The organism is Embleya sp. NPDC020886, from assembly GCF_044333915.1.
In the GTDB taxonomy this organism is placed as follows: domain Bacteria; phylum Actinomycetota; class Actinomycetes; order Streptomycetales; family Streptomycetaceae; genus Embleya.
This window is the reverse complement of record NZ_JBIRRX010000002.1, coordinates 127,642-147,642: the sequence shown is the minus strand read 5'-3', so window position 1 is coordinate 147,642 and position 20,001 is coordinate 127,642. Positions and strand designations below refer to the sequence as shown.

The following is a 20,001-nucleotide window of genomic DNA, read 5'->3' as shown; positions in this document are numbered from 1 at the left end:
CGCCCAACACATACACTATTGCCTATGACGCAAGAACTGGGTCTGGACAACATCGTCCGGCACCGTATCCGCGGGTTGCGCCTCGCGCGCGGCTGGTCGCTGGACGCCCTCGCCTCCCGCTGTCACCTGAGTCCGTCCAACCTGAGCCGGATCGAGACCGGGCACCGCCGGATCGCCCTCGACCAACTGGTCGCCATCGCCCGGGCCCTGGACACCACGCTCGACCAGCTCGTCGAGTCCGTCGACGACGAGGACGTGGTGATCCGGCCGCAGGAGTGTCACACCGAAGGCATGACCAGTTGGCTCCTGTCCGGCGAGCGCTCGCTGCACGGCGTCACCGTGGCGAAGCTGCGGATCACCCGCGACCGGCCGACCGGCACCGAACACCTGAAGGTGCATCCCGGCCGCGAATGGTTCACCGTGTTGTCCGGCACCGCCCGGCTGCAACTGGGTGAGCGGGTGATCCTGATCCAAGCCGGCCACGCGGCCGAGTTCTCCACGATGACCCCGCACTCCTTCGGGGCTCAGGACGAGCCGGTGGAACTCCTGATCATCCTCGACCACAACGGGGAACGCTCACACTTCCCATCCGGCACGACACCCCACCCGTAGCCCCGGTCACTCCGCCACTCGGCCTACCGCCGGGGCCGCCGGCACCGGGACAGCGACCTGTCGAGGTGTCGCTCGTTCACCGGGCATGAGCAATCACGTCCCGCCGACCGGCGACGCCCGCACCGTCGCCGACACCCGCCTCTCCCCCGAACAGCGTGCGGCCCTGGAACGGCTGACCTCGGCCGGCGACCGCGCCTGCGCCTGGCTCTGCGCACACGGCCGGCCGGGCGGGCCGGCCTGGGCCCTCGCGGGCGCGATCGAGCACGTTCTGCGCAGCCTGCAGGTCGCCGACCCCGCCGCCGACCCCGGTCCCGACCGTCGCGCCCGTCCCGGCGTCGACGCCGATCTGCTCCTCTACCTGGACCCGTACGCGAGCCCGGCCGGCCCGGTCCTCGGTGCCGTCCCGCTGACCGCCCCCGAAACCGTCGCCGTGCTCACCGCGGCCGGCTGTGCCCGAATCGCCCCGCAGGCGATGTCCCGCGCCGACTGGGCGGACCACCTGCGAGTCCTGGCCGACGCGATCGACGACGCCCTGGACCACGCCACCCACCCGTCCCGGTCCGCCGCCCCGAGCCCACGCCACTCGGCCTGAGCACCAGGACCGACCCACGACCGATCGAGCGAACGAACGCCGACACCGCCCGCCTGCTCACCCCCCGACCCGTCCGAGCCCCCGAACTTCCCTGGCCTGCGGGCAGTCCCCGGCAGCCACCCGTCCACGGCACCATGCCGACCCGGATCACGGGCCCCGACCCCCGCGGCGCTGCTCACGGTGAAGTCCCGGGTGGGCGGCGCCGGTTCGCGGCGCCGCCCACCCGGGACCGGTCACGCGTCGACGAACAACGCGGCCAGCGCCGCAGCCGCGGCCGGGTGGCGTTCGACCAGCGCGGCCCCCGGCGCGCCGACCTCCGCCGACGCCCACGGCTCGGTGCAACCCAGCAGCCCCGCCACCGCATCGCACGCGACCGGATGGGCCGCGAGCAGGGCGAGGCCGGGACCCCCGGCGCCCGAACGGCCGTCGGCCGGGCGGACCGCCGGCCCGGCGGGCGCCCGCCACGGCGGCACCCACGCGTCCAACGCCGCGAGCCGGCCCGGGAAGATCCGCCCGGCCTCGCGGATCAGCAGCGGCGCGAGTTCGGCGCCGCCGGAGCGCAACGTGCCGATCAGGGTCGGCAACCACGGCAGCAACACCGGGTCCGGCAGCCGGGCGAACGCGTTGGACACCGCCTCCACCACGAAGTCGGTCAACCCCGGCACCGGCTCCAGCGCGTGCACGAATCCGCTGAGGTATTGCGGATAGGCGGGCAACACCAGCGGATTGCCCAACAATTCGTCGCAGCGCCGGCGCAGTTCCGCCCGGGACAGCCCGCCGAGCTGTACTCGGGCCGCCCACGACAGGGCGACCTTCGCGGGCTCCTCGGGATGCGACTGCGCGACCGCCAACTCCAGTTGGGTCCTGTCACACCCCAGGGACAGGGCCAGGCTCTCCATCCCGAACAGGAAGCCCAGCATGGCCGCGACCTCACGCACACCGGCGTCCTCGTCGGTGAACGCGGTCGGCAGCAGCGTGCAGTAGTGCGCGTATCCGGTCTTGACGAACGACTCGATCCAGGTCGGCAGCACCGGCTCGCTGGTTCGGTAGTAGGCCAGCAACCGCCGTACCCTGCGCAACACTTCCGGCGCACCGTCGACGCTGCGCTCGGTCGCCAGCACGTCCAGTGCCCGACCGCCCAGTTCCTCGGCGAGTCGGCCGCCGCGCAGGTACAGCGTCGCGTCCTCGACGGCCGCCAGCACACTCGCCGCAGTGGCGTGCGGGCCGTAGGCGGCGCGGCGCAGTCGTTGTTCCAGCACCTGTTCGATACTGACGCCCTCGTAACCGAGTTCGATCAGCGCGCGCTGTTGGGTACCCAGCGCCAGGTCCCACGATTCCTGGATCGCCGGTTCGCCCAGCCGCCGCTCGCCCATGATCGGCCGGGCCGTGCCCGGCGGCATCAGATAGCGCAACATCCACAACACGTCGGAACAGCGCGCCAACTCCGGCCGGGCCGCGATATCCAACAACGCCCTGCGCACGCCCCGCTGTTCCAGGTTCAGCCCGAGCGGGGCGAGCCGGTCGTGCACGTCCCGCGCCAGCGGCGGCAGGGCGTCGTAGCCCACCTTGCCGATCCGGTCGCCGCCCATCATGATCTCGACCAGGCGGCGCACGTCGCGCCGACCCGGCACGACGTCCTTCTCGATGCAGGTGACCGCCGCGTCCTGGAAGTCGTACGGCGTGGGCTTGGCCCGGTCACGCATTTCGGCGAGCAGGATCGATGTCTCGAACACCGCGATGGCGTCCGCGGTGGAGGCGAGATAGCCGTTGCGGCGCGCGGCCCGCACGACCTCCACGGACCAGCCGAGCAGTTCGTCCTCGTCCAGTCGATCCAGCACCGGCGGCCGACCCAGGAAACCGGACAAGCGGTCGCCGGCCGGGGCGTCCGGCACGGCCGGCGCCGACGGTGCGGCCTTCGCGCTCTTCTTCGGCTTCGCGGCCTTCTTGGCGCCCGCCTGACCGACGAGCCGGAACGGTTGTGCGCCGGTACGTCGGAGGTTCTTCGCCCACACCGTCGCGGCGATCGACACCGACCCGGCCGCGAGGCCGAACTGCGCCTCGATCGCGGCGTGGCTGGAGGGGATCAGCCCGTATTGCCACGTGGTCGCGGTACGCGGGCCGATCTCGTAGGTGTCGGTGCCCTCGATGCCGAACTCGGCGACCCGGGCCGCCGCGTGGAAGGCGCCGCAGACGTAGAGGCAGTCCGCGGGATCGGTGCCGGTGGCGGCGAGGTGTTCGCGCATCCGGGTCCACATGTAGCGCTCGCGGTCCTCGTCCACCCGCACGCGCCGCGAGTCGCCGGGGGCCAGCCGCCGGAACAGGCTGCCGATCAACACCATGACCTGTCGGTAGGTGTCGTGGTCACAGTCGCCGAGTGGCAGTTCGACGTATTGGTGCCACCATTCCGACCAGTGCCGCACCCGTCCGTGCCGCAGCAGGTGCTCCTCCAGTTCGGCGAAGCGCGGACGCAGATCGCCGATCTCCAGGCCGATCGCGTCGCCGTGCAGCGCGCTTTCCTCCTCGGCCGGCGGCGCGTCCTGATCGGCCTGCTCGCCGCCGTCGCGGTCGCGTGGTTCCCACTGGTAGACGTGGTCCGAGGAACGGTCGACCAGGACCAGTTCGACCCCGGGGGTGTCCAACGCATAGGCGATCGCCTGGTATTCGGCGGATGCCTCGGTGATCGGCGCGACCACCGACAGCGGCGCCCACTCGATCGGGAAACCGTCGATCTCGGAGGCGAACGCCTGGACGGCCACCGGGAGCGTGCAGTTGCGCAGCTCGGACAGCAGCGGCGCCATGTCCTCGCAGAGTTCGAGATAGACCACCTTCGGCTGCTTGGCGCGCAGCCGTCGGGCCATCGCGATCGCCGAGGCGGGCGAGTGGTGGCAGACCGGGAAGATCTCCAGGGGTTCGCGGGCCGCCCGGTCGACGTCGTCGACGATGCCGAGCAGGATGTCCGCCAATGCGTCCGGCCCGTCGGCGAACGTCGCCGCCGCATCCCGGAGTTGACCGCGCAGCGCGTCGAACGCGCCCTCGTCCGGGGCGGTCACGACAGGGCGGCGATCGCCGTGCGACCACCCTCCAGGAACTCCGGCCAGTGCCCGCCCTCCTCCTTGCCGCGCGGCTCGATCACGCCGTGCAGGTACTTGTTGATGATGGCCAGATCCTCCGGTTCGCGTCGGGCCAGCGAGCCGACCAGGGAGGCGGCGAGGGTGTGTGCGGTCAACGCGCGGTCACCGAAGAAGTTGCCGTGCAGGATGGCGTCCTCCAGCACGCCGATCTGTTCGGCGGTGGACAACGACGACTCCAACCGCTCGTCGTCGCTGCCGGCCGCCGCCGAGGCGGCGCGCAGGTCGGCGAAGCTCTGCAACAGCACGTCCAGCAGCGTCGGCGGCACCTCCAGCTCGATCCGGTGCCGGCGCAGCAGTTCCTCGGTGCGGAAGCGGACGATCTCCGCCTCGCTCTTCTTGTTGGTCACCACCGGGATGCGGACGAAGTTGAAGCGGCGCTTGAGGGCGGAGGACAGGTCGTTGACGCCTCGGTCGCGGCTGTTGGCGGTGGCGATCACGGAGAAGCCCGGCTTGGCGAACACGATGGCGTCGTCGTCCAGTTCCGGCACCGAGACGTACTTCTCGGACAGGATGGAGATCAGCGCGTCCTGCACGTCGCTGGTGGATCGGGTGAGTTCCTCGAACCGGCCGATCGCGCCGGACTCCATCGCGGTCATGATCGGCGAGGGGATCATCGACTCCCGCGACTGGCCCTTGGCGATCACCATCGACACGTTCCACGAATACTTGATGTGGTCCTCGGTGGTGCCGGCGGTGCCCTGCACGACCAGGGTGGAGTTGCGGCAGATCGCGGCGGCCAACAGTTCGGCCAGCCAGCTCTTGCCGGTGCCCGGGTCGCCGATCAGCAGCAGGCCGCGGTCCGAGGCCAGTGTGACGATGGCGCGTTCGACGATGCTGCGGTCGCCGAACCACTTCTGGGCGATCTCCCGGTCGAGGCCGTCGGAGCGCTCGGAGCCCAGCACGAACAGGCGGATCATCTTCGGCGACAACCGCCAGGTGAAGGGCTTGGGGCCGTCGTCGACGGACTCCAGCCAGTCGAGTTCCTCGGCGTACTTGAGTTCGACGGGCGCGCGCAACAGGTCGGACATGTGAGGGAGCCTTTCTAGGCGAGGAACGTCTTGAGTTCGTGCACGAGCTTGCGGATGTGCCCGGAGATCACCGGTGTGCCCAGGTCCTTGAAGCGTTCGCGGAACCAGGGGTTGACACTGCCGCGACCGGAACTGGTCACCGAGCCGACCGGGATGAACTTGGCTCCCGAGCGGTGCACGGCCGCCATGTCGGCGAACAGCCGTTCGGTGTGCCATTCGTAGAAGTCGGAGATCCACACCACGACGGTGTTGCGCGGTTCGGCGATCTTGGGTCGGGCCAGGGCCATCGCGACCGTGCCGTCGGTGCCGCCGCCGAGTTGGGTGCGCAGCAGGGTCTCGAACGGGTCGTGCACCCACGGGGTGAGGTCGATGGCCTGGGTGTCGTAGGCGATCAGGTGTACGTCCACCTTCGGCAGTCCGGCGAAGATCGACGCCAGGATGGTGCAGTTGACCATCGAGTCGACCATCGAGCCGGACTGGTCCACGACCACGATCAGCCGCGAGGGAGTGGTCTTGCGGACGGTGTGCCGGTAGAAGAGGCGGTCGACGTACAACCGCTCCTCCTCGGGATCCCAGTTGGTGAGGTTCTTCCAGATCGTGCGGTCGATGTCGAGGTTGCGGAACACCCGCTTGGGCGGGATCGACCGATCCAGCGTGCCGACACTGGCCTTGGCCAGTTGGGTGCGCAGCACCTCGGCGACCTCGTCGACGAAGCGGCGGATCAGATCCTTGGCATTGGCCAACGCGACGCCGGACAGATTGTTCTTGTCCCGCAGCAGTTCCTCGATCAGCGACATGCTCGGGGTCAGTTGCGCCGCGAGCCGGGAGTCGGCGAGCACCTCGCGCAGCTTCATGCGTTTGACCAGGTCCGCCTCGATGGCGGCCAGTTCCGGGCCGATCGCCGGGATCAGCGTGCCGAGATCGGGTGTTCCGCCGCCGACGCCGGTGCCGGTCCGGCCGGCTGCTCGACCCGCGGCCCCGGGCCGACCGCCGCGCAGATCGCCGGGCTTGCAGCCGATCGCACGCTCCAGCCAGCCGGCGTCCGACTGCCAGCGGGACAACTGTTCGGCGCTGACGGTGCCCGATCCGGTGCCCAGTACATTGAGCAGCAACTTGCCCACCATCGCGGCGCGGCGCACCTCGGCGGCCCGGTCGCGGCCGTCCGGGTCCGGCTCGGGCACCATCAGGTCCTCGAACTCGGCGGCCAGTTCGGGGTGTCGCTGCACGATCGCGTCGACGGACGCCTGTGGGTCCAGCAGCGCGGGCGGCAGGCCGAGGTCCTCGACCACGGCCAGGCTCGCCGATTCGAGGCTTGCCTGCTCCTCCGGGTCGAACAGGCGGGCCAGAAGCCGCCAGTAGAGGACCTGCCGACGATTCTCGTCGGCGACCGGCTCGGTGACCGGCTCGGCTGCGGATGCGCCGGCAAGGTCGACGGAGGCGGACGCGGCGAGGTCGAGCGCGGCTTTCGGGACGGGTACAGTGCTCGGCTCGCTCATGTGCGCAACAACTTCCCGGCGCGTTCGCGCAACACCCGCACGGCTTCGCCGGCGGCCTGTTCGGCCTTGACGCCCACCTTGTCCGCGGTGCCGCCGGCCCAGGCGCCGGCGTGGATCGTGACGGTCTTCTTCTTGACCGCGGTCTCGACGGCGAGCGGCTGGATCCGGAAGTCGCCGGCGTCCCACCGCAGCAGGCCGATGCACGCGCTGGAGGTCGCGACGGCGTCGGGAGTGAGCGGTCCGGCCGAGGGGATGCGGTCCGCGTCGACGGCGATCCGGTGGCCCGCGAGCGTGAACGCGAGCCCGCCGTCCGCCCGGTCCACCCCGTAGTCCTCCAGGAACACCGGTATCGCGATGCCCGCCGGATGCCGGTCCAGGGGTGCGATCGCCCCGGCGCCGGCGCAGGGCAGCGCGACCCGGGCGGTGGCGAAAGCGTCGGCGGGCTTGCCGACCCGCGCGTGTGCGTCGCTCCAGATCAGGTCGCCCTCGGCGGTGATCGGCATGTCCGTCAGGTCCATCGAGCGCCCGTCGCCGGCCGCGGCCGACAACGACAGGTGCGGGCGCAGCAGTTGCCACCCGCCCACGCCGACCACGGTGTCCGGTTTGGGCGCCGAGACGCTCGCCCGGACCAGGCGGGCCGGGCCGCCGCCGGCGGGCTCGAACACCGCGTGCACCTGGGCCTGTACGGCGGTGGGGTGCTCGTGCAGGTCGATGCCGAGCGGCAACAGCCGGCCGGTCACGGTGTCGGTGCCGGGCGGTGCGACGGCGCCGGGATGGGTCAGCAACATCGCCCGCGACCACAGGTCGGCCCAGCGGCGCACCGGGATGCGATCCAGGGCCGCGCCGGGGCAGGACGCCGCGAGTTCGGCGGCGAAGCCGTCCAACAGCGTGGCCGAGCGGCGCAGCGTCGGGTCCGGGAGCATCGCGAAGACGACCTGCCCCGCTCCGGAGACCAGGTCGTGGTCGATGCCCTGCCAGCCGGCGCGGGCCAAGTCGGCGAGCCAGGCGCGGGCCGCGGCGAGCAGGTTCACCGCCGCGAACGTGCCGGACTCGACGGCCGGTTGCTCGGCGCGGGCTCGGCCGGTGGCCTCGTCGATCCGGGCCACCAGCGCGTCGTGGATCGCGCCGAGCAGCGCGGTGCGGGCGGCGGCCAGGACGAGCAGGTGCTCCTCGCTCGCGGCGCCGACCGACACCTTCTCGACCGCTTCGGCAACCGCGCCGGCCAGCGGGGTACCCCCGACGGCGGCGGCCAGTTCGGCCAACGCGGCGGCCTGCGCGGGCTGCGGTCGAAGCAGGCCGCCGATCAGGGTCCGGTCGAACGCCTCGACGACCGCGAGGGCCTCGTCGAGTCCGGCGATGGGTTCGGCGAGCAGGTCGGCGCGCATCAGGCCACCGCCCGGGTCGACGGGAACCACTGCATCTCCGGCAACGGCGCGGTGGTCGCGGCGAGTTCGAGATAGCCGAGGTGGCGCAGAAAGCGGCTGAAGACGGGAGCCGCGGCCGAACGATCGGCCTGCGCCGGGCGGGTGGCGGTCATCGCCTCGGTGATGGCCCGCGCGTCGGCCGCCGCGTCGACCCGCAGATAGCGCGCGACCCGGTCGGCGCCGTATTGGAGCACCGCCTCGGTGATCATCGCGCCGATGTGCTTGCAGAACGAGCCGTGCGCGCCGCCGCAGGGCCGGTTGTTGTTGGTGCTGCACGCGAAGGCGTAGCTGCGCGTCGCGATCGACGAGACGTAGACCCGCCCGATGTCCGAGCCGCTCGACACCACGCCCTGGAGGCGTCCGTCGGCCAGTTCGACGAACGGGACCTTGGCGAGCTTGCGCGGCCGGGCGGGTGGGATCACCCGCGCCGCGCTCGATGCCTCCCACACTTCCCCATCCGGGAACACACCATCTCCTTTACGCCCAGGGGATTCGGCCCGCCGGATCGACGGGACGCACCGAACGTACTGGTGATCACCGACAGCGCAGCCACCCGTCCAGGGCGGCGATGGTGGTGTCCGTGCAGGTGTGCACGATCGTGTGCCAGCCTCGCGCCAGGGCCGCGGCGCAGTTCGCGGGCACGTCGTCGATCAGCACACATCGATCCGCTCGCACGCCGGCCGTCGCCTCGGCGTGCGCGTAGATCCGCGGGTCGGGCTTGCTCAGGCCGCACACGTGCGAGGCGATCACGGTGTCGAACAGGCCCGGGTACAGGTGCGGTGCGGCGGCGTGCAGCAGCGCCTGTCGGTGTGGTTCCCATTCGAGCACGCTGTTGGTGAGCAGGCCGATCCGCACGCCGGGTCGTTCGACCGTGCGCAGGTGGGCGAGCAACCGGGTGTCGATCCGGCGGCCGTCGTACCAGTGGTCGCCGAAGCGGGTCAGGTCGATGCGTGGGATTCGCGGGGCGAGCGCGGCGGTGACCCGGCGGCCCCACTCGGCCTGGCTGATCCGGCCGCGTTCGAGTGCCTCCAGGTCGCCGGTGCATCCGGTGCCCGGGGCGAGGTCGTCGGCGACCCGGCGGACCGCTTCGCGGAACGCGTCCGCGGGCAGGTCGGCGGCGGTGAGCACGCGGTCGAGGGCCTCGTCGAGCGGTGAGGTCAGCACGCCGCCGAAGTCGCTCCACACCACGATGTCGGCGGTGGCTCGCGCGGCCGTCATGCCCGCACCTGGTCAGCCGCGCCGAGCCGCTGCCCGGCCACACGCTCGGCCTCGGCTCCGGCGTCGGCTCGGTCTCGCGCCCGGAGGTCGGGCCCGTCCGACTCCGGGTGCTCCACCCTCCGCCCGTCCGGTCCGAACAGGTGCAGCCGTTCGGCCGCGACCCGGACCCGGACCCGCTCCCCCGCCGCCCGGAACGGGCCCTCGGCGGGCACGGTGACCGCCCAGGACGAGCCACCCTCGACCGTGCTCCGGCAGGTCACCACCCGGCCGTCGCCGGTGTACTCGACGATGTCGACGATCCCGTCCACGACCAGCCCCGCACCGGTGAGCCCGCCCGCCGCCGACCCGAATCCGCCCGCGGGCGCCGCCTCCGGCACGCCGTCGGCCGGACGCCAACCCAACGACACCGGCCCCGCCGGCAACGGCTCGGCCGGGCCCGCGAGTCGCGCCTGCAACCCGGGGGCGCGCAGACCGACCCCGGCCGTTGTCGCCGACTCCTCGGCGATCGTTTCCACCGGTTGCAGGTTCATCGCCGGACTGCCGAGGAAGCCGGCCACGAACGTGTTCGCCGGTCGGCTGTACACCTCCTGCGGAGACCCGGCCTGGGAGAGTCGGCCACCGTCGAGCACCACCAGGTGGGTGGCCATCGACAGCGCCTCCAGTTGATCGTGCGTGACCAGCACCGCGGTGCAACCGAACTCGCGGTGCAGTCGCACCAGTTCGGCGCGCGCGTGATGGCGCAACTGGGCGTCGAGCGCGGACAGCGGCTCGTCCAGGAGCAGTACCGACGGACCCCGTACCAGGGCCCGGGCCAGCGCCACCCGTTGCCGTTCGCCGCCGGAGAGTTGGCTCGGCCGCCGGTGCTCCTTGCCGTCGAGCCGCACCAGGGCGCAGGCCCGCCGCACACTCTCCGCGATCTCGGCCCGGGACGCGGCGGCCGGCGCGTCGGCGCGCCCGGTCCGGGTGATCCGGGCGGTCAGCCCGCGACGGCGGTCGTGCCGGGCCTGGATGCGCAGGCCGAAGCCCACGTTCTCGGCGACGGTCATATGCGGGTAGAGCGCGAAGTCCTGGAAGACCATGGACAGATCGCGGCGGCCGGGCGGCAGGTCGGTGACGTCGGCGCCGTCGATGGCGATGTGTCCCGCGTCGGGTGTCTCCAGGCCCGCGATCAGCCGCAGGGCGGTGGACTTGCCGCATCCCGACGGGCCGACCACGACGGTGAACGAGCCCGGTGGGATGGTCAGTTCCGGCAGGTCCAGGGCCGGGCGGTCTGCGTCGGCGTAGGACTTGACGAGATCGCGCAGCACGATCCCGCCGAGGGCGGCTCGGTCGGTCATGTCGGGGGTCACCGCAATCCGGAGTGGAGGAACGCGTCGGCGACGCGACGCGAGGCGAACAGGTACACGGCGACCACGGGCAGCGTGGCGAGCATGGCCGCGGCCAGCAGCGGCCCGGGGTTGGGCCCTTCCTGGTTCTGGAACAGTTGCAGGCCCACCTGGATGGTGGTGTGTTCCCGGCTCGGCGCGGCCAACAGCGGCCACAGGTATTCGTTCCAGGTGCTGATGAACACCAGTACGGCGACCGCGCCCAGGGCCGGGCGCAGCAGCGGGAGCACGACGAAACGCAGGGTCTCCCACGGCGTCGCGCCCTCCAGCGCGGCGGCTCCGAGCAGGCCCGCCGGGATGGCCTTGACGTGCTCGTGCAGGAGCAACACGGCCAGTGCGCAGCCGGAGAGTTGCGGCAGCACCAGGCCGGGGTAGCTGTCCCGCCACCCGAGTTCGGCGAGCATCAGGAAGTGCGGCACGATCAGCGACTGGGTCGGCACGACCAGGGCCACCGCGAGCGCGCCCATCATCCAGCCGCGCAGCGGGACGTGGAAACGCACCAGGGCGTAGCCGGCGAGCACGCCGACCGTCAGTTGCGCGAGCGTGACACCGGCGGCCATCACGAAGGTGTTGACCAGCAGCCGGACGATCGGGAAGTCGTCCAGGGCACTGCGATAGTGCTCCAGGCTCGCCGGCCACGGCACCGGATCGGTGCCGTAGATGTCGTTGGCGGGTTTGAACGAGGTGATCAGCGCCCACAGGACCGGGAAGAGCATCGCGCCGGCGACGGCGAGCAGCACCGCGTGCCGGGCCCCCGCGCGCAGGACGCGGCCGACTCGCGGGGCACGCGGATACCCGGCGGCCCGCCGGTGGAGGGTGCGCGGTGCCGGGGTGGGCGGGTCAGCGTGGGCGGGCACGGGCGAACCTCCGGGTGACGCGTGCGGCCAGGACGCGCAGCGCGAACAGGGCGGTGAGCGCGAAGACGATGACGACAGCGGCGGCCGAGGCGGCGCCGATGTCGAAGAAGGTGAAGCCGTAGGTGTAGAGCCGGTGGTAGACGTTGTCGGTGCTGCCGTCGGGGCCGCCCTGGGTCAGCACGGCCACGTTGGTGAACACCCATTGGCCGGCCAGCACGACGCACACGAAGCCGAGCAGCACGGTGGTCCGGCGCAGTTGTGGCCAGACCACGAAGCGGGTGATCTCCCATTCGGTGGCGCCCTCGACGCGGGCGGCCTCGATACCGCGCCGGTCGATGCCGGCCAGGGCGGCGCCGAACAGCAGCATGTTCAGCGCGACGATCTTCGCCGCGGTGACCGCCACCACGACCGGCAGGGCGGTGTCGGGATCGCCGAGCCAGTTGCGGTCGGACCCCAGGCCCAGGCCGCCGAGCGTCGCGTTGGCGACCCCCTGGAGCGGGTTCAACACGAACTGCCAGGAAACGGCGGTGGCGACGGGGGCCAGCACCACCGGCAGGAAGAGCAGTGCCCGATAGATCTCCGAGCCGCGTCCCGGCCGCTTCCAGAGCATGATCGCCAGTCCCAGCGGCACGAACGTGGCGAAGGGGACCATCAGTACCACGTAGAGCAGCGTGCGCTGGATCGCCTGCGGGAACTCCGGTTCACCGAACAGGCGTTCGTAGTTGTCCAGGCCGACGAACGGTCGCCGGTCGGAGGTCAGATCCCAGTCCAGGAAGCTGAGCACGCCGGTGAACACGAGCGGCCCGTAGACCCACACGACCAGCGACGCCAACATCGGCGTGAGATAGAGCCAGGGCCCCACCCGCCCGGTGCGCCGGCCGCGCGCGGCTCGGGCGACGGTGCCCGCGCCCGGCTCCCCCGCCGGTGCGTCCGGCGCGCGCCGGCCGGGTGCGGTCCGCACCGCGGTCGTGCTCACGAGCGCGAGGCCAGCGAACGGATCTTGCTCGCGGCCTCGTTCAGCGTCCGGGCCGGATCGGCCTTGCGCAGCACGATCGGCTCCACCGCCTCGTCCTGGAGGGCCAACACCGCCTGATTGGCGCTGCGCCCGGGGAAGAACGTGTACGGGGTGACCGCGTCGAGTTGGTCGAGCGCGGGCAACAGGCGTTTGTTCTGCGCGAAGTAGTCGGCCAGGTGGGCGGGGTCGGTGACCAGTGCCGGGCGCAGCGGCAGATAGCCCATGTCCCGGGTGATCACGGTGAAGCCCTGCGCCCCGGTGAGGAAGGCGACGAACCGCCAGGCGGCGCGCTGTCGGGCCTTGTCCTTGGTGAGCACGGCCAGGCCCGCACCGGAGTAGGTCGGTCGGGCGGGTGCGTCGGTGAAGCGTGGGAAGCCGGCCGTGCGCAGGTCGAATTTGCCGTTCGCGGCCTTCTCGAAGTTGGTCAGCGCGGCGGTGCTGAGCACGATCATGGCCAGTTTGCCGCCCGCGAACGCCGCGACGGCGTCGTTCGCGGACACCGCGGGCGCGGCGCCGGAGACGGTGAGGTCCTGCAGCACGGTCAGCGCGCCGACGGCGGCCGGGTCGGCCACCGCGGGACTGCCGTCGGGGCGCAGCAGCGTGCCGCCGTTGCTCGCGATCACCGATTGGGTGAGGTAGTCGGACTTGCCGGCGTCGGCGACCGCGAAGTAGACGCCCTGTGCGCCGGTGCGGGTGACGGCCAGCGCCGCGTCCTTGATCTCGGCGACGGTGCGCGGCGCGCGGTCGGGGTCGAGCCCGGCCTTGCGGAAGAGGTCGGCGTTGTAGAACAACACCGGGATGGACATCGTGTACGGCATCGCCTTGACCTTGCCGTCGTGCCTGACCGCGTCGAGCACGCCCCGGGACATGCCGGCCACGTGGGCCTGCCAGTCGGCCGGGGAGACGAGGTCCTGGACCGGTACCAGGGGCAGGTTCGCGTACGCCTCGGCCATCTTGCTCCAGCCGATCTGCGCCACGTCGGGCGGATTGCCGGCGGCGGTGTCGGTGCGCAGCTTGGTGAGCACGTCCTTGACCGCGACGCCCTGCGGTCGGATCCGGATGTCGGGGTTGGCCGCGTGGAAGGCGTCGATGAGCTTTTGGGTGCCCTGTCCGCCGAGGTCGGGGGTGCCGTAATTGTAGGAGAGGAAGTCGAGCGTGACGGTCTTGCCACCACCCCCGCCGCTCCCGCCGCCGTCGGCGCCGCACGCGGTCAGCGCCGCCAGTCCGAACAGGCCCAGGACGGATCGGCGGGCCAGGACCGCGCCACCCCCACCGGCCCCGCCGGCCCGGCTCCGGGCCCGCACCGTCGGGACCGCCGGTATCCGAGCCGCCACTGTCCCTGTCGCCACTGTCCGTGTCGCCTGCATCACGAGCCTTTCCGAACGTCGAATCGAGCCCCGGGGTGGGCCAATCGCACGGGTCCGTCGTAGACCGCCTCCGCCTCGGCCCGGCGCGCCCGCAGCCAGGCCGGGTCGGCGGTGACGAAATGGGTGAGCACGAGCTGCCCGACACCGGCGGCGGCCGCGGCCCGACCGGCGTCGGCGGCGCTCAGGTGCCCGTGCGCACCGTTGTCGGTCTGCTCCAGCGTGGCTTCGGCGAGCAACAGATCCACGTCCCGGGCCAGTTCCGGCAGCGCGTCGGTCACCCCGGTGTCGCCGGTGTAGACCAACGTGCCGTCGGGGCTCTCGACACGCACGCCGCAATTGGGCGAGGAGTGCCGCAGTTCGTGCATCCGCACCCGACAGTCGGCGACGGCGAACGTGTCGCCGGAGGCGTACTCGCGCACCTCGAAAGCCAATTCGAAGGCTTGATCCAGCAGCGGCATGGTGCGCACCGGGAACAGCGCCGCCAGGCGGTCCAGCACGTCGCGGGCGCCGGCCGGGACGTAGAGCGGCAGCCGCCCCCGATCGGCGCGCGGCGGCGGCAGCGCGGCCCGCTTGAACGACTCGGGCAGATCGCCCGGGTAGGGCACCGTCGCGGCCAACAACCGCTTGCCGAGCGGGAGCAGGTCGTAGCAGTGGTCGAGGTGCATGTGGCTGATCACGACGGCGTCGAGCCGATCCGGCCGGGTGACCGACCCCAGGCCCGTCATCACGCCCGGACCGCAGTCGAGCAGGATGTGTCCGCCGGCCGAGGTGACGAGATAGCCCGAACTGGCCTGCCCGTCGGCCGGCATGCCCGAACGGCAGCCGAGCACGGTGAGTTGCATTTCCGAATCCGATCCACGAGTCGATGCGAAAGGCCGTGCCTTCGCACCGAAATCGTGATTCACCGGCCATGGACCGGCAATGAGCAATCGACGAACGCACCATTGCCTCGGACAATCGCCGCGGTCGGGCCGGGGCCGAGCACGCCGAAACGCGCCGAAAGCCGCGACCGTCGTTCCGCGCCGCCGTGCCTATGCCACCTCGATCGTCTCGACGCTGTCCAGGAACGCCGTCACGAGCGGGTCGTGATCGTCGGCGCGCCAGACCACGTCCAGGCTCAACATCGGTACGGGATCCACCAACGGCACCACGCTCAGACCACGCGTCGCCGGTTGGCCGGCCCGTACCGCGTCCGAGGCGAAGCCCACGACCGGTCTCGTGGAGACCACCACGCCGGTGGCACCGGTGTCGTCCACCTCGTCGGCGATGGTCAGGCTGATTCCGCTGTCCTGGGCGGCGCGCACGATGGTGTCGTACATCGCCGGGCTCTGCTCGCGTTGGAACAGTACGCAGGGCTGGTGCGCGAGTTCGCGAAAGGCCACCCGCTCGCGCCGCGCCCACGGATGCCCGTCGCCGACCACCGCGACCAGCGGCAGCGACAACAGCCGACGGGACCGCAACCGCGCGCTCAGTGGCCGGCCGAAGATCAACGCGACGTCCAGCTCACCCGCGAGCAGACCGGACAATTGCGGCCCGCTGCGCTTCTCCCACAACGACGTCAGCACCCCCGGATGCTCCTCGGCCAGCCGCTGCAACGTCGGCGGCAACACCCGCTGCCCGGCCGGGAAGTTGAACCCGACCCGCACCGTGCCCACCCGCCCGGCCGCCGCCTCCCGGGCCAGATCGGCGGCCTTGGCCAACCGTTCGACGATGCCCTGCGCCTCGGCCCGAAATACCTGCCCGGCCGGGGTCAGTCGTACCTCGTGCGAGGTGCGGGCGACCAATACGACGCCCAATTCTTTTTCGAGACGTTGGAGTTGCTGACTCAACGAGGGTTGCGCGAGATGCAGCCGTTCGGCCGCCCGGCCGAAATGCAGTTCGTCGGCAATCGCGAGAAAAGACTCCAGGTAACGGAATTCCATGTGCCACCTTTCCCGGAGCGCGTGCCTGCGCCAACCTAGCCGCGTCCGCACAACACCCGATGACCACCGGGTGCCCACCCGACGAACTTCAGCCGCGCCGCCGGCGCGCCGGGCCCGAAGGTCACGTTTCGGTGGCTACCGGTATGCGGCCGAGCACGGTAGGTTCCCGCCGTACCGATTTCGAGGGGGATCGGCCCGATGCCGGGAGGGCCCATGGTCGAGTCGGCGCCGAGCGAGGTTGACGCACGACCGATTCCCAGCGACGCCGACGTCATACGGCGCGGGGTGCTGATCGGACTGGGCGTGCTGACGGTGATCCAGTGGCGACTGGCGGCCTGGAATCCGTGGAACCTGGAGATCTTCCGACACCAGGCCCTGACGAGCGGGTCCCTGGCGACCTCGGTCGTGTTGGCGTCCGTGTGCATCGAGGGCTGGTGGACCTTCCGAGGGTGTTTCCCCCGACTGTTGCTCGGCCTGGCGGGGATCCCGCTCGCCTTCTTGGCGTTGATCGCACTGTGCAGCACGTTCGTCTGGAAACAGACGGTGCACGGCGTCGAGGCGGTCTCGCCCGACGGCCGGGTGCAGGCCGTACGGATAAGCACCGCCGGGCTGTTGCGATCCTCGGGCGGACTCGTGCTGCGCATCACCGACGGTCTGGATCGGCGTTCGGACGTGCTGTACGAGTGCGACGAGGAACAGCAACTCGCCGGCGCACGTTTCCTCGACGATCGCACCCTGGAGATCACCGACCGGAACGGCCCGAAGACCGTCCTGGTGCGCTTCGACAAGAACCTGAACCCGCGCGGCGCGACGCCGTGCCCCTGACTCGAACCCCGGGTCGGACCGGGTCCGGGCGCCCGGCCGGGGCGGACAACGCGCGCGCCGGCGCGGGTGGTCCCGGGGGGCGGCTGCGCCTATGGCATCGTGACGGGTTCGGTGGGCGGCGGCGCCCCGACCAACGTGAGAGGTCTTGACGTGCCCGAAGACGTATTCGCCCTGCCCGTCCTCCGGCGGCTCGACGACCACCTCTCGCTGCGCCGGCTGGGCGAGCTGGAGGTGGTCGTGGTGGACCACCCGCGAGTACGTGCCGCGCTCGCCCTCCAGGGCGCGCACCTGTTCGCCTGGCAGCCGCAGGGCGCGGAGCCGGTGTTGTGGCTGAGCGACGACGGGGTCTTCGAGGAGGGTCGGGCGGTCCGCGGCGGCGTACCGATCTGCTGGCCGTGGTTCGGACCGGCGGGTCGCCCGAACCACGGGTTCGCCCGCATCCTGCCGTGGACACTGCTCGACTCCGGCGCGGCCGACGACGCGCTGCACCTGAGCCTGGTCCTGCGCGACGACGAGCGGTCGCGGGCGTACTGGCCGTTCGCGTTCGAGGTGGAGGCCCGCTTCACGCTGGGCCCGCGAGAGTGCCGGATCGAGCTGACGGCGCGCGGCGACTTCGAGAGCACCGCCGCGCTGCACACCTACCTGCGGGTGGGCGACCTGGCCGGCGTCCGGATCACCGGTCTGGACGGGCCCTACCTCGACAAGGTCCTCGACGTCGAGGCGGACACGGACAAGGACCCGGACACCGGCGAGGACGGGCTGTCCTTCCCGGACCGGATCGACCGCATCTACACCCGCCCGGACGACGTCACCCGGGTGCACGACCGGACCGGGGGGCGCGTCGTCGAGGTGCGGCACGCCGGACACAGCGACGTGGTGGTGTGGAACCCGGGCGCGGAACTCACCCGCACGATGGCCGATGTGCCCGACGACGGCTGGCGGGAGTTCGTCTGTGTGGAGACCGCCCGCGTGTGCAAACCGCTGGCCGCCGACCCGCACGCACCCACCCGCCTGACCGCGACGCTCCGGATCGCGACCGACGCGTAGGCCCCGGCGACGGGACGACCCCGGCCCGACGCACGAGCCGGCCCGCCCCGGCACGAAAAAACGGCGCCGCCCGCATTGCGGGCGGCGCCGTCGACGTCGAGGCCGGTGAGGGTGGCCGCCTCACGGCGGAAGGCACACCGTGGCTCCAGCCGAGCGGTATTCCACGGAGGCAATGGTTGGGCCCGGGGGCACACCCTCACCGACACCTCCATAACCTACCCCCTTGCCGGATCATTCCCGGGCCGGCGCACCCGGTTCCGCCGATCCGGTTGCCGGCGGCGCGGCGGGCTCGGCGGGTCGCCGCATCCATCGGCCGCGCAACAACTCGCCGACGACGAAGGCCACCACGGAGGCGATGATCAGCAGCGGCAGCTCCGCCGCGGCGTCCTTGCCCAGCAGCATCGCCGCCAGGACCGTCGCGGAGACCGGCAACCGCAGCGTGGCCGACCCGGCCGCGGCCAGGCCCACCGCCAACCCGGACAGCGTGGCGAGGCCGGGCAGGCTCGCGCAGAGCACTCCGGCCGCACCACCGAGCAGCAGCACCGGGAACACCGGCCCACCGCGCAGGGTGGCCATCGAGAGGGACCAGGCCGCCCCCTTGAAGACCAGGAGCAGTGCCAGCGCCGACACCGGCCACGCGTTCGGGTCGGCGGCCAGCACGGCCAGCGTCGACTGGCCGGAGAGGGCCGCCTCCGCCGGCGAGCGGTCGGTGCAGAGGGCGTACGCGGCGATCAGCACGCCCACCCCGATCCCGCCGCCCACCGACCACCACGCCGCGCGGCCGGCCGCCCGGTCGGCGACGCGGCGTGCGAACGTCATCGCCAACACCACACCGCACGCGATCGCCGCCGCGAGCGGGACGCCCCACAACACGTCGCCCACCCGCAACGACCGGCTCGGCGGCAGCGTCGACAGGGACAGGGACCCGATGGACAGGCCGCTCCACGAGCCGAAGCCGGTGAACACCACGCCGCCCACGCCGCTCGCGAGCAGGCACGGGAGGATCAGGGCGAACAACCGGGGGCCGCCCATTCCCGCCGCCTCGATCACCAGTACGGCGGCCACCAGCGGATTCCCGAAGACCGTCGCGATCGCCGCCGTCGAACCGACCGCCGCGAGCACGGCCACCAACCGGGGAGCCGCAGCGCGGCGGGCCGAGCGAACGGCCACGAGCGCGAGCCCGCTCCCGAGTGCCATCAACGGCGATTCCGGACCCAGGACCGCGCCCAGCGGCAGGCTCGCCAGCGCCGCGAGCAACACGCCCGGGAGCGCCGACGGCGCCGTCGGGCGCCCGCCGAGACCCTCCACCGGCAGATGCCCGCCCTTCCCCGGCAGGTAGCTGCTCACCGCGGCCACGATCGAGCCGGCCAGGGTGAGCAGCGGAAGCGGCCACCACCACGGCGGGTCGGCGTAGCCGAGTTCGTGCGGGAGGTGCTCCCACAGCCCGTTCTGCGCCGCGTGCTCGGCGGCGAGGAACCCGAACGCGGCCAGCGAGATCGGAATGCCCACCAGCGCGGACAACAGCAACAACCGGAGATAGCCGGGGCTGCTCAGCACGTCGTGCAGTTCACGCGTCTCGGCCGCTTCCCTGGCCCGCTCCACCGGCACGTCCCCTCCGTCGCGAGGCCGGCCGACTCCGTCCTCCCGATCAGGCTCCGGTACCGGCCCGGGTCCGGCATTTCGAGAGGCGTCGCCTCTCGGCCGAATGGCGTCCCCGCACCCGCCCCGCCCGACGGTGCGACCGGGCCGGCAACCGAACGGCAGCCGAACGGTTTCCGGCCCGCCGGGCAACTTTCCGTCCGGTCGCCGTCGGCGTTTTATGGATCGCAATGAACGCGGCGGGACGCGACCAAAGTCGCCGAATTCCCGGAAAGGCGGCGCCGACACGCCGGCCCGGCGAATAACCTCCGGAGCGGCCGAGTTCGACACGGCCAATGCCCCGGCCGAAGTTCCCGCGCCCGGGTGGTCGGCGGTTTCCCCACGTGCGGATCGGCGCACGCGCGCCGGCGGGCGGCCCCGAGATCGGCAACGACCCCGCAGGCGGAGTGCCTGCGGGGTCGTGGTGGAATCCGGGTCGTGGTC

Annotated in this window: 17 protein-coding genes; 4 read left to right on the top strand and 13 right to left on the bottom strand. The window is 72.0% G+C overall.

Translation table 11 applies throughout. The features are described 5' to 3' along the window. Positions 1 to 24 precede the first annotated feature (24 nt). Positions 25 to 612, top strand: a complete 588-nt coding sequence (locus ACH4U8_RS07550; RefSeq protein ID WP_360324045.1) for a helix-turn-helix transcriptional regulator — start codon at positions 25 to 27, stop codon at positions 610 to 612. A gap of 85 nt (positions 613 to 697) precedes the next feature. Continuing rightward, a complete protein-coding gene (locus ACH4U8_RS07545; protein ID WP_395776095.1) occupies positions 698 to 1,204 on the top strand; it encodes a hypothetical protein in 507 nt (168 codons plus the stop codon). Between the two features lie 233 nt (positions 1,205 to 1,437). Here the strand turns inward: ACH4U8_RS07545 and ACH4U8_RS07540 are convergent, their stop codons facing one another. The 12 genes from ACH4U8_RS07540 to ACH4U8_RS07485 all read right to left on the bottom strand — a co-directional run bounded on the left by ACH4U8_RS07540 (position 1,438) and on the right by ACH4U8_RS07485 (position 16,047). Then, on the bottom strand, positions 1,438 to 4,254 hold the full coding sequence (locus tag ACH4U8_RS07540; protein ID WP_395776094.1) for a DUF5682 family protein: 2,817 nt from the start codon (positions 4,252 to 4,254) through the stop codon (positions 1,438 to 1,440). Then, on the bottom strand, positions 4,251 to 5,363 hold the full coding sequence (locus ACH4U8_RS07535) for an AAA family ATPase (RefSeq protein WP_360317999.1): 1,113 nt from the start codon (positions 5,361 to 5,363) through the stop codon (positions 4,251 to 4,253). Before ACH4U8_RS07535 ends, ACH4U8_RS07540 begins: the two co-directional genes overlap by 4 nt. Before the next feature lie 14 nt (positions 5,364 to 5,377). Continuing rightward, positions 5,378 to 6,859, bottom strand: a complete 1,482-nt coding sequence (locus ACH4U8_RS07530; RefSeq protein WP_395776093.1) for a VWA domain-containing protein — start codon at positions 6,857 to 6,859, stop codon at positions 5,378 to 5,380. Then, positions 6,856 to 8,274, bottom strand: coding sequence for a hypothetical protein (locus ACH4U8_RS07525; protein ID WP_395776092.1), 1,419 nt, complete (start codon positions 8,272 to 8,274; stop codon positions 6,856 to 6,858). The genes ACH4U8_RS07530 and ACH4U8_RS07525 overlap by 4 nt, the downstream gene beginning before the upstream one ends. After that, positions 8,244 to 8,750: a hypothetical protein gene (locus tag ACH4U8_RS07520; protein WP_395776091.1), complete on the bottom strand. Its 507-nt coding sequence runs from the start codon at positions 8,748 to 8,750 to the stop codon at positions 8,244 to 8,246. Before ACH4U8_RS07520 ends, ACH4U8_RS07525 begins: the two co-directional genes overlap by 31 nt. A gap of 67 nt (positions 8,751 to 8,817) precedes the next feature. Then, positions 8,818 to 9,501 (bottom strand): HAD-IA family hydrolase, encoded by a 684-nt coding sequence (locus ACH4U8_RS07515; protein ID WP_395776090.1) that lies wholly within the window; start codon positions 9,499 to 9,501, stop codon positions 8,818 to 8,820. Next, positions 9,498 to 10,838 carry an ABC transporter ATP-binding protein gene (locus ACH4U8_RS07510; RefSeq protein WP_395776089.1) on the bottom strand — a complete coding sequence of 447 codons (1,341 nt, stop codon included), beginning with the start codon at positions 10,836 to 10,838 and terminating at the stop codon, positions 9,498 to 9,500. The genes ACH4U8_RS07515 and ACH4U8_RS07510 overlap by 4 nt, the downstream gene beginning before the upstream one ends. Before the next feature lie 8 nt (positions 10,839 to 10,846). Further along, positions 10,847 to 11,743, bottom strand: coding sequence for a carbohydrate ABC transporter permease (locus ACH4U8_RS07505; RefSeq protein ID WP_360318014.1), 897 nt, complete (start codon positions 11,741 to 11,743; stop codon positions 10,847 to 10,849). Then, positions 11,727 to 12,719: a carbohydrate ABC transporter permease gene (locus ACH4U8_RS07500; protein WP_395776088.1), complete on the bottom strand. Its 993-nt coding sequence runs from the start codon at positions 12,717 to 12,719 to the stop codon at positions 11,727 to 11,729. Before ACH4U8_RS07500 ends, ACH4U8_RS07505 begins: the two co-directional genes overlap by 17 nt. Next, positions 12,716 to 14,062, bottom strand: a complete 1,347-nt coding sequence (locus tag ACH4U8_RS07495; protein WP_395776087.1) for an ABC transporter substrate-binding protein — start codon at positions 14,060 to 14,062, stop codon at positions 12,716 to 12,718. The genes ACH4U8_RS07500 and ACH4U8_RS07495 overlap by 4 nt, the downstream gene beginning before the upstream one ends. A 62-nt stretch (positions 14,063 to 14,124) precedes the next feature. Then, positions 14,125 to 14,967, bottom strand: coding sequence for an MBL fold metallo-hydrolase (locus ACH4U8_RS07490; protein ID WP_360318022.1), 843 nt, complete (start codon positions 14,965 to 14,967; stop codon positions 14,125 to 14,127). 189 nt (positions 14,968 to 15,156) lie between these two features. Beyond that, on the bottom strand, positions 15,157 to 16,047 hold the full coding sequence (locus ACH4U8_RS07485; RefSeq protein WP_360318024.1) for a LysR family transcriptional regulator: 891 nt from the start codon (positions 16,045 to 16,047) through the stop codon (positions 15,157 to 15,159). A gap of 213 nt (positions 16,048 to 16,260) precedes the next feature. On the opposite strand from ACH4U8_RS07485, the gene ACH4U8_RS07480 reads away from it, so the two are divergent. Then, a complete protein-coding gene (locus tag ACH4U8_RS07480; protein WP_395776086.1) occupies positions 16,261 to 16,872 on the top strand; it encodes a hypothetical protein in 612 nt (203 codons plus the stop codon). A 150-nt stretch (positions 16,873 to 17,022) separates the two neighbouring features. Further along, a complete protein-coding gene (locus ACH4U8_RS07475) occupies positions 17,023 to 17,919 on the top strand; it encodes a D-hexose-6-phosphate mutarotase (protein ID WP_395776085.1) in 897 nt (298 codons plus the stop codon). A 231-nt stretch (positions 17,920 to 18,150) separates the two neighbouring features. On the opposite strand, the gene ACH4U8_RS07470 is transcribed toward ACH4U8_RS07475, so the two are convergent. Then, the gene (locus ACH4U8_RS07470; protein ID WP_395776084.1) at positions 18,151 to 19,527 is read right to left on the bottom strand and encodes a chloride channel protein; all 1,377 of its coding nucleotides are present in this window, start codon (positions 19,525 to 19,527) and stop codon (positions 18,151 to 18,153) included. Between the last annotated feature and the right edge of the window lie 474 nt (positions 19,528 to 20,001).

Coding starts and splice junctions, on each gene's coding strand:
- ACH4U8_RS07490 (WP_360318022.1), bottom strand. CDS start 14,967: ATGCAACTCACCGTGCTCGGCTGCCGTTCGGGCATGCCGGCCGACGGG.
- ACH4U8_RS07485 (WP_360318024.1), bottom strand. CDS start 16,047: ATGGAATTCCGTTACCTGGAGTCTTTTCTCGCGATTGCCGACGAACTG.
- ACH4U8_RS07535 (WP_360317999.1), bottom strand. CDS start 5,363: ATGTCCGACCTGTTGCGCGCGCCCGTCGAACTCAAGTACGCCGAGGAA.
- ACH4U8_RS07550 (WP_360324045.1), top strand. CDS start 25: ATGACGCAAGAACTGGGTCTGGACAACATCGTCCGGCACCGTATCCGC.
- ACH4U8_RS07545 (WP_395776095.1), top strand. CDS start 698: ATGAGCAATCACGTCCCGCCGACCGGCGACGCCCGCACCGTCGCCGAC.
- ACH4U8_RS07515 (WP_395776090.1), bottom strand. CDS start 9,501: ATGACGGCCGCGCGAGCCACCGCCGACATCGTGGTGTGGAGCGACTTC.
- ACH4U8_RS07510 (WP_395776089.1), bottom strand. CDS start 10,838: ATGACCGACCGAGCCGCCCTCGGCGGGATCGTGCTGCGCGATCTCGTC.
- ACH4U8_RS07480 (WP_395776086.1), top strand. CDS start 16,261: ATGGTCGAGTCGGCGCCGAGCGAGGTTGACGCACGACCGATTCCCAGC.
- ACH4U8_RS07530 (WP_395776093.1), bottom strand. CDS start 6,859: ATGAGCGAGCCGAGCACTGTACCCGTCCCGAAAGCCGCGCTCGACCTC.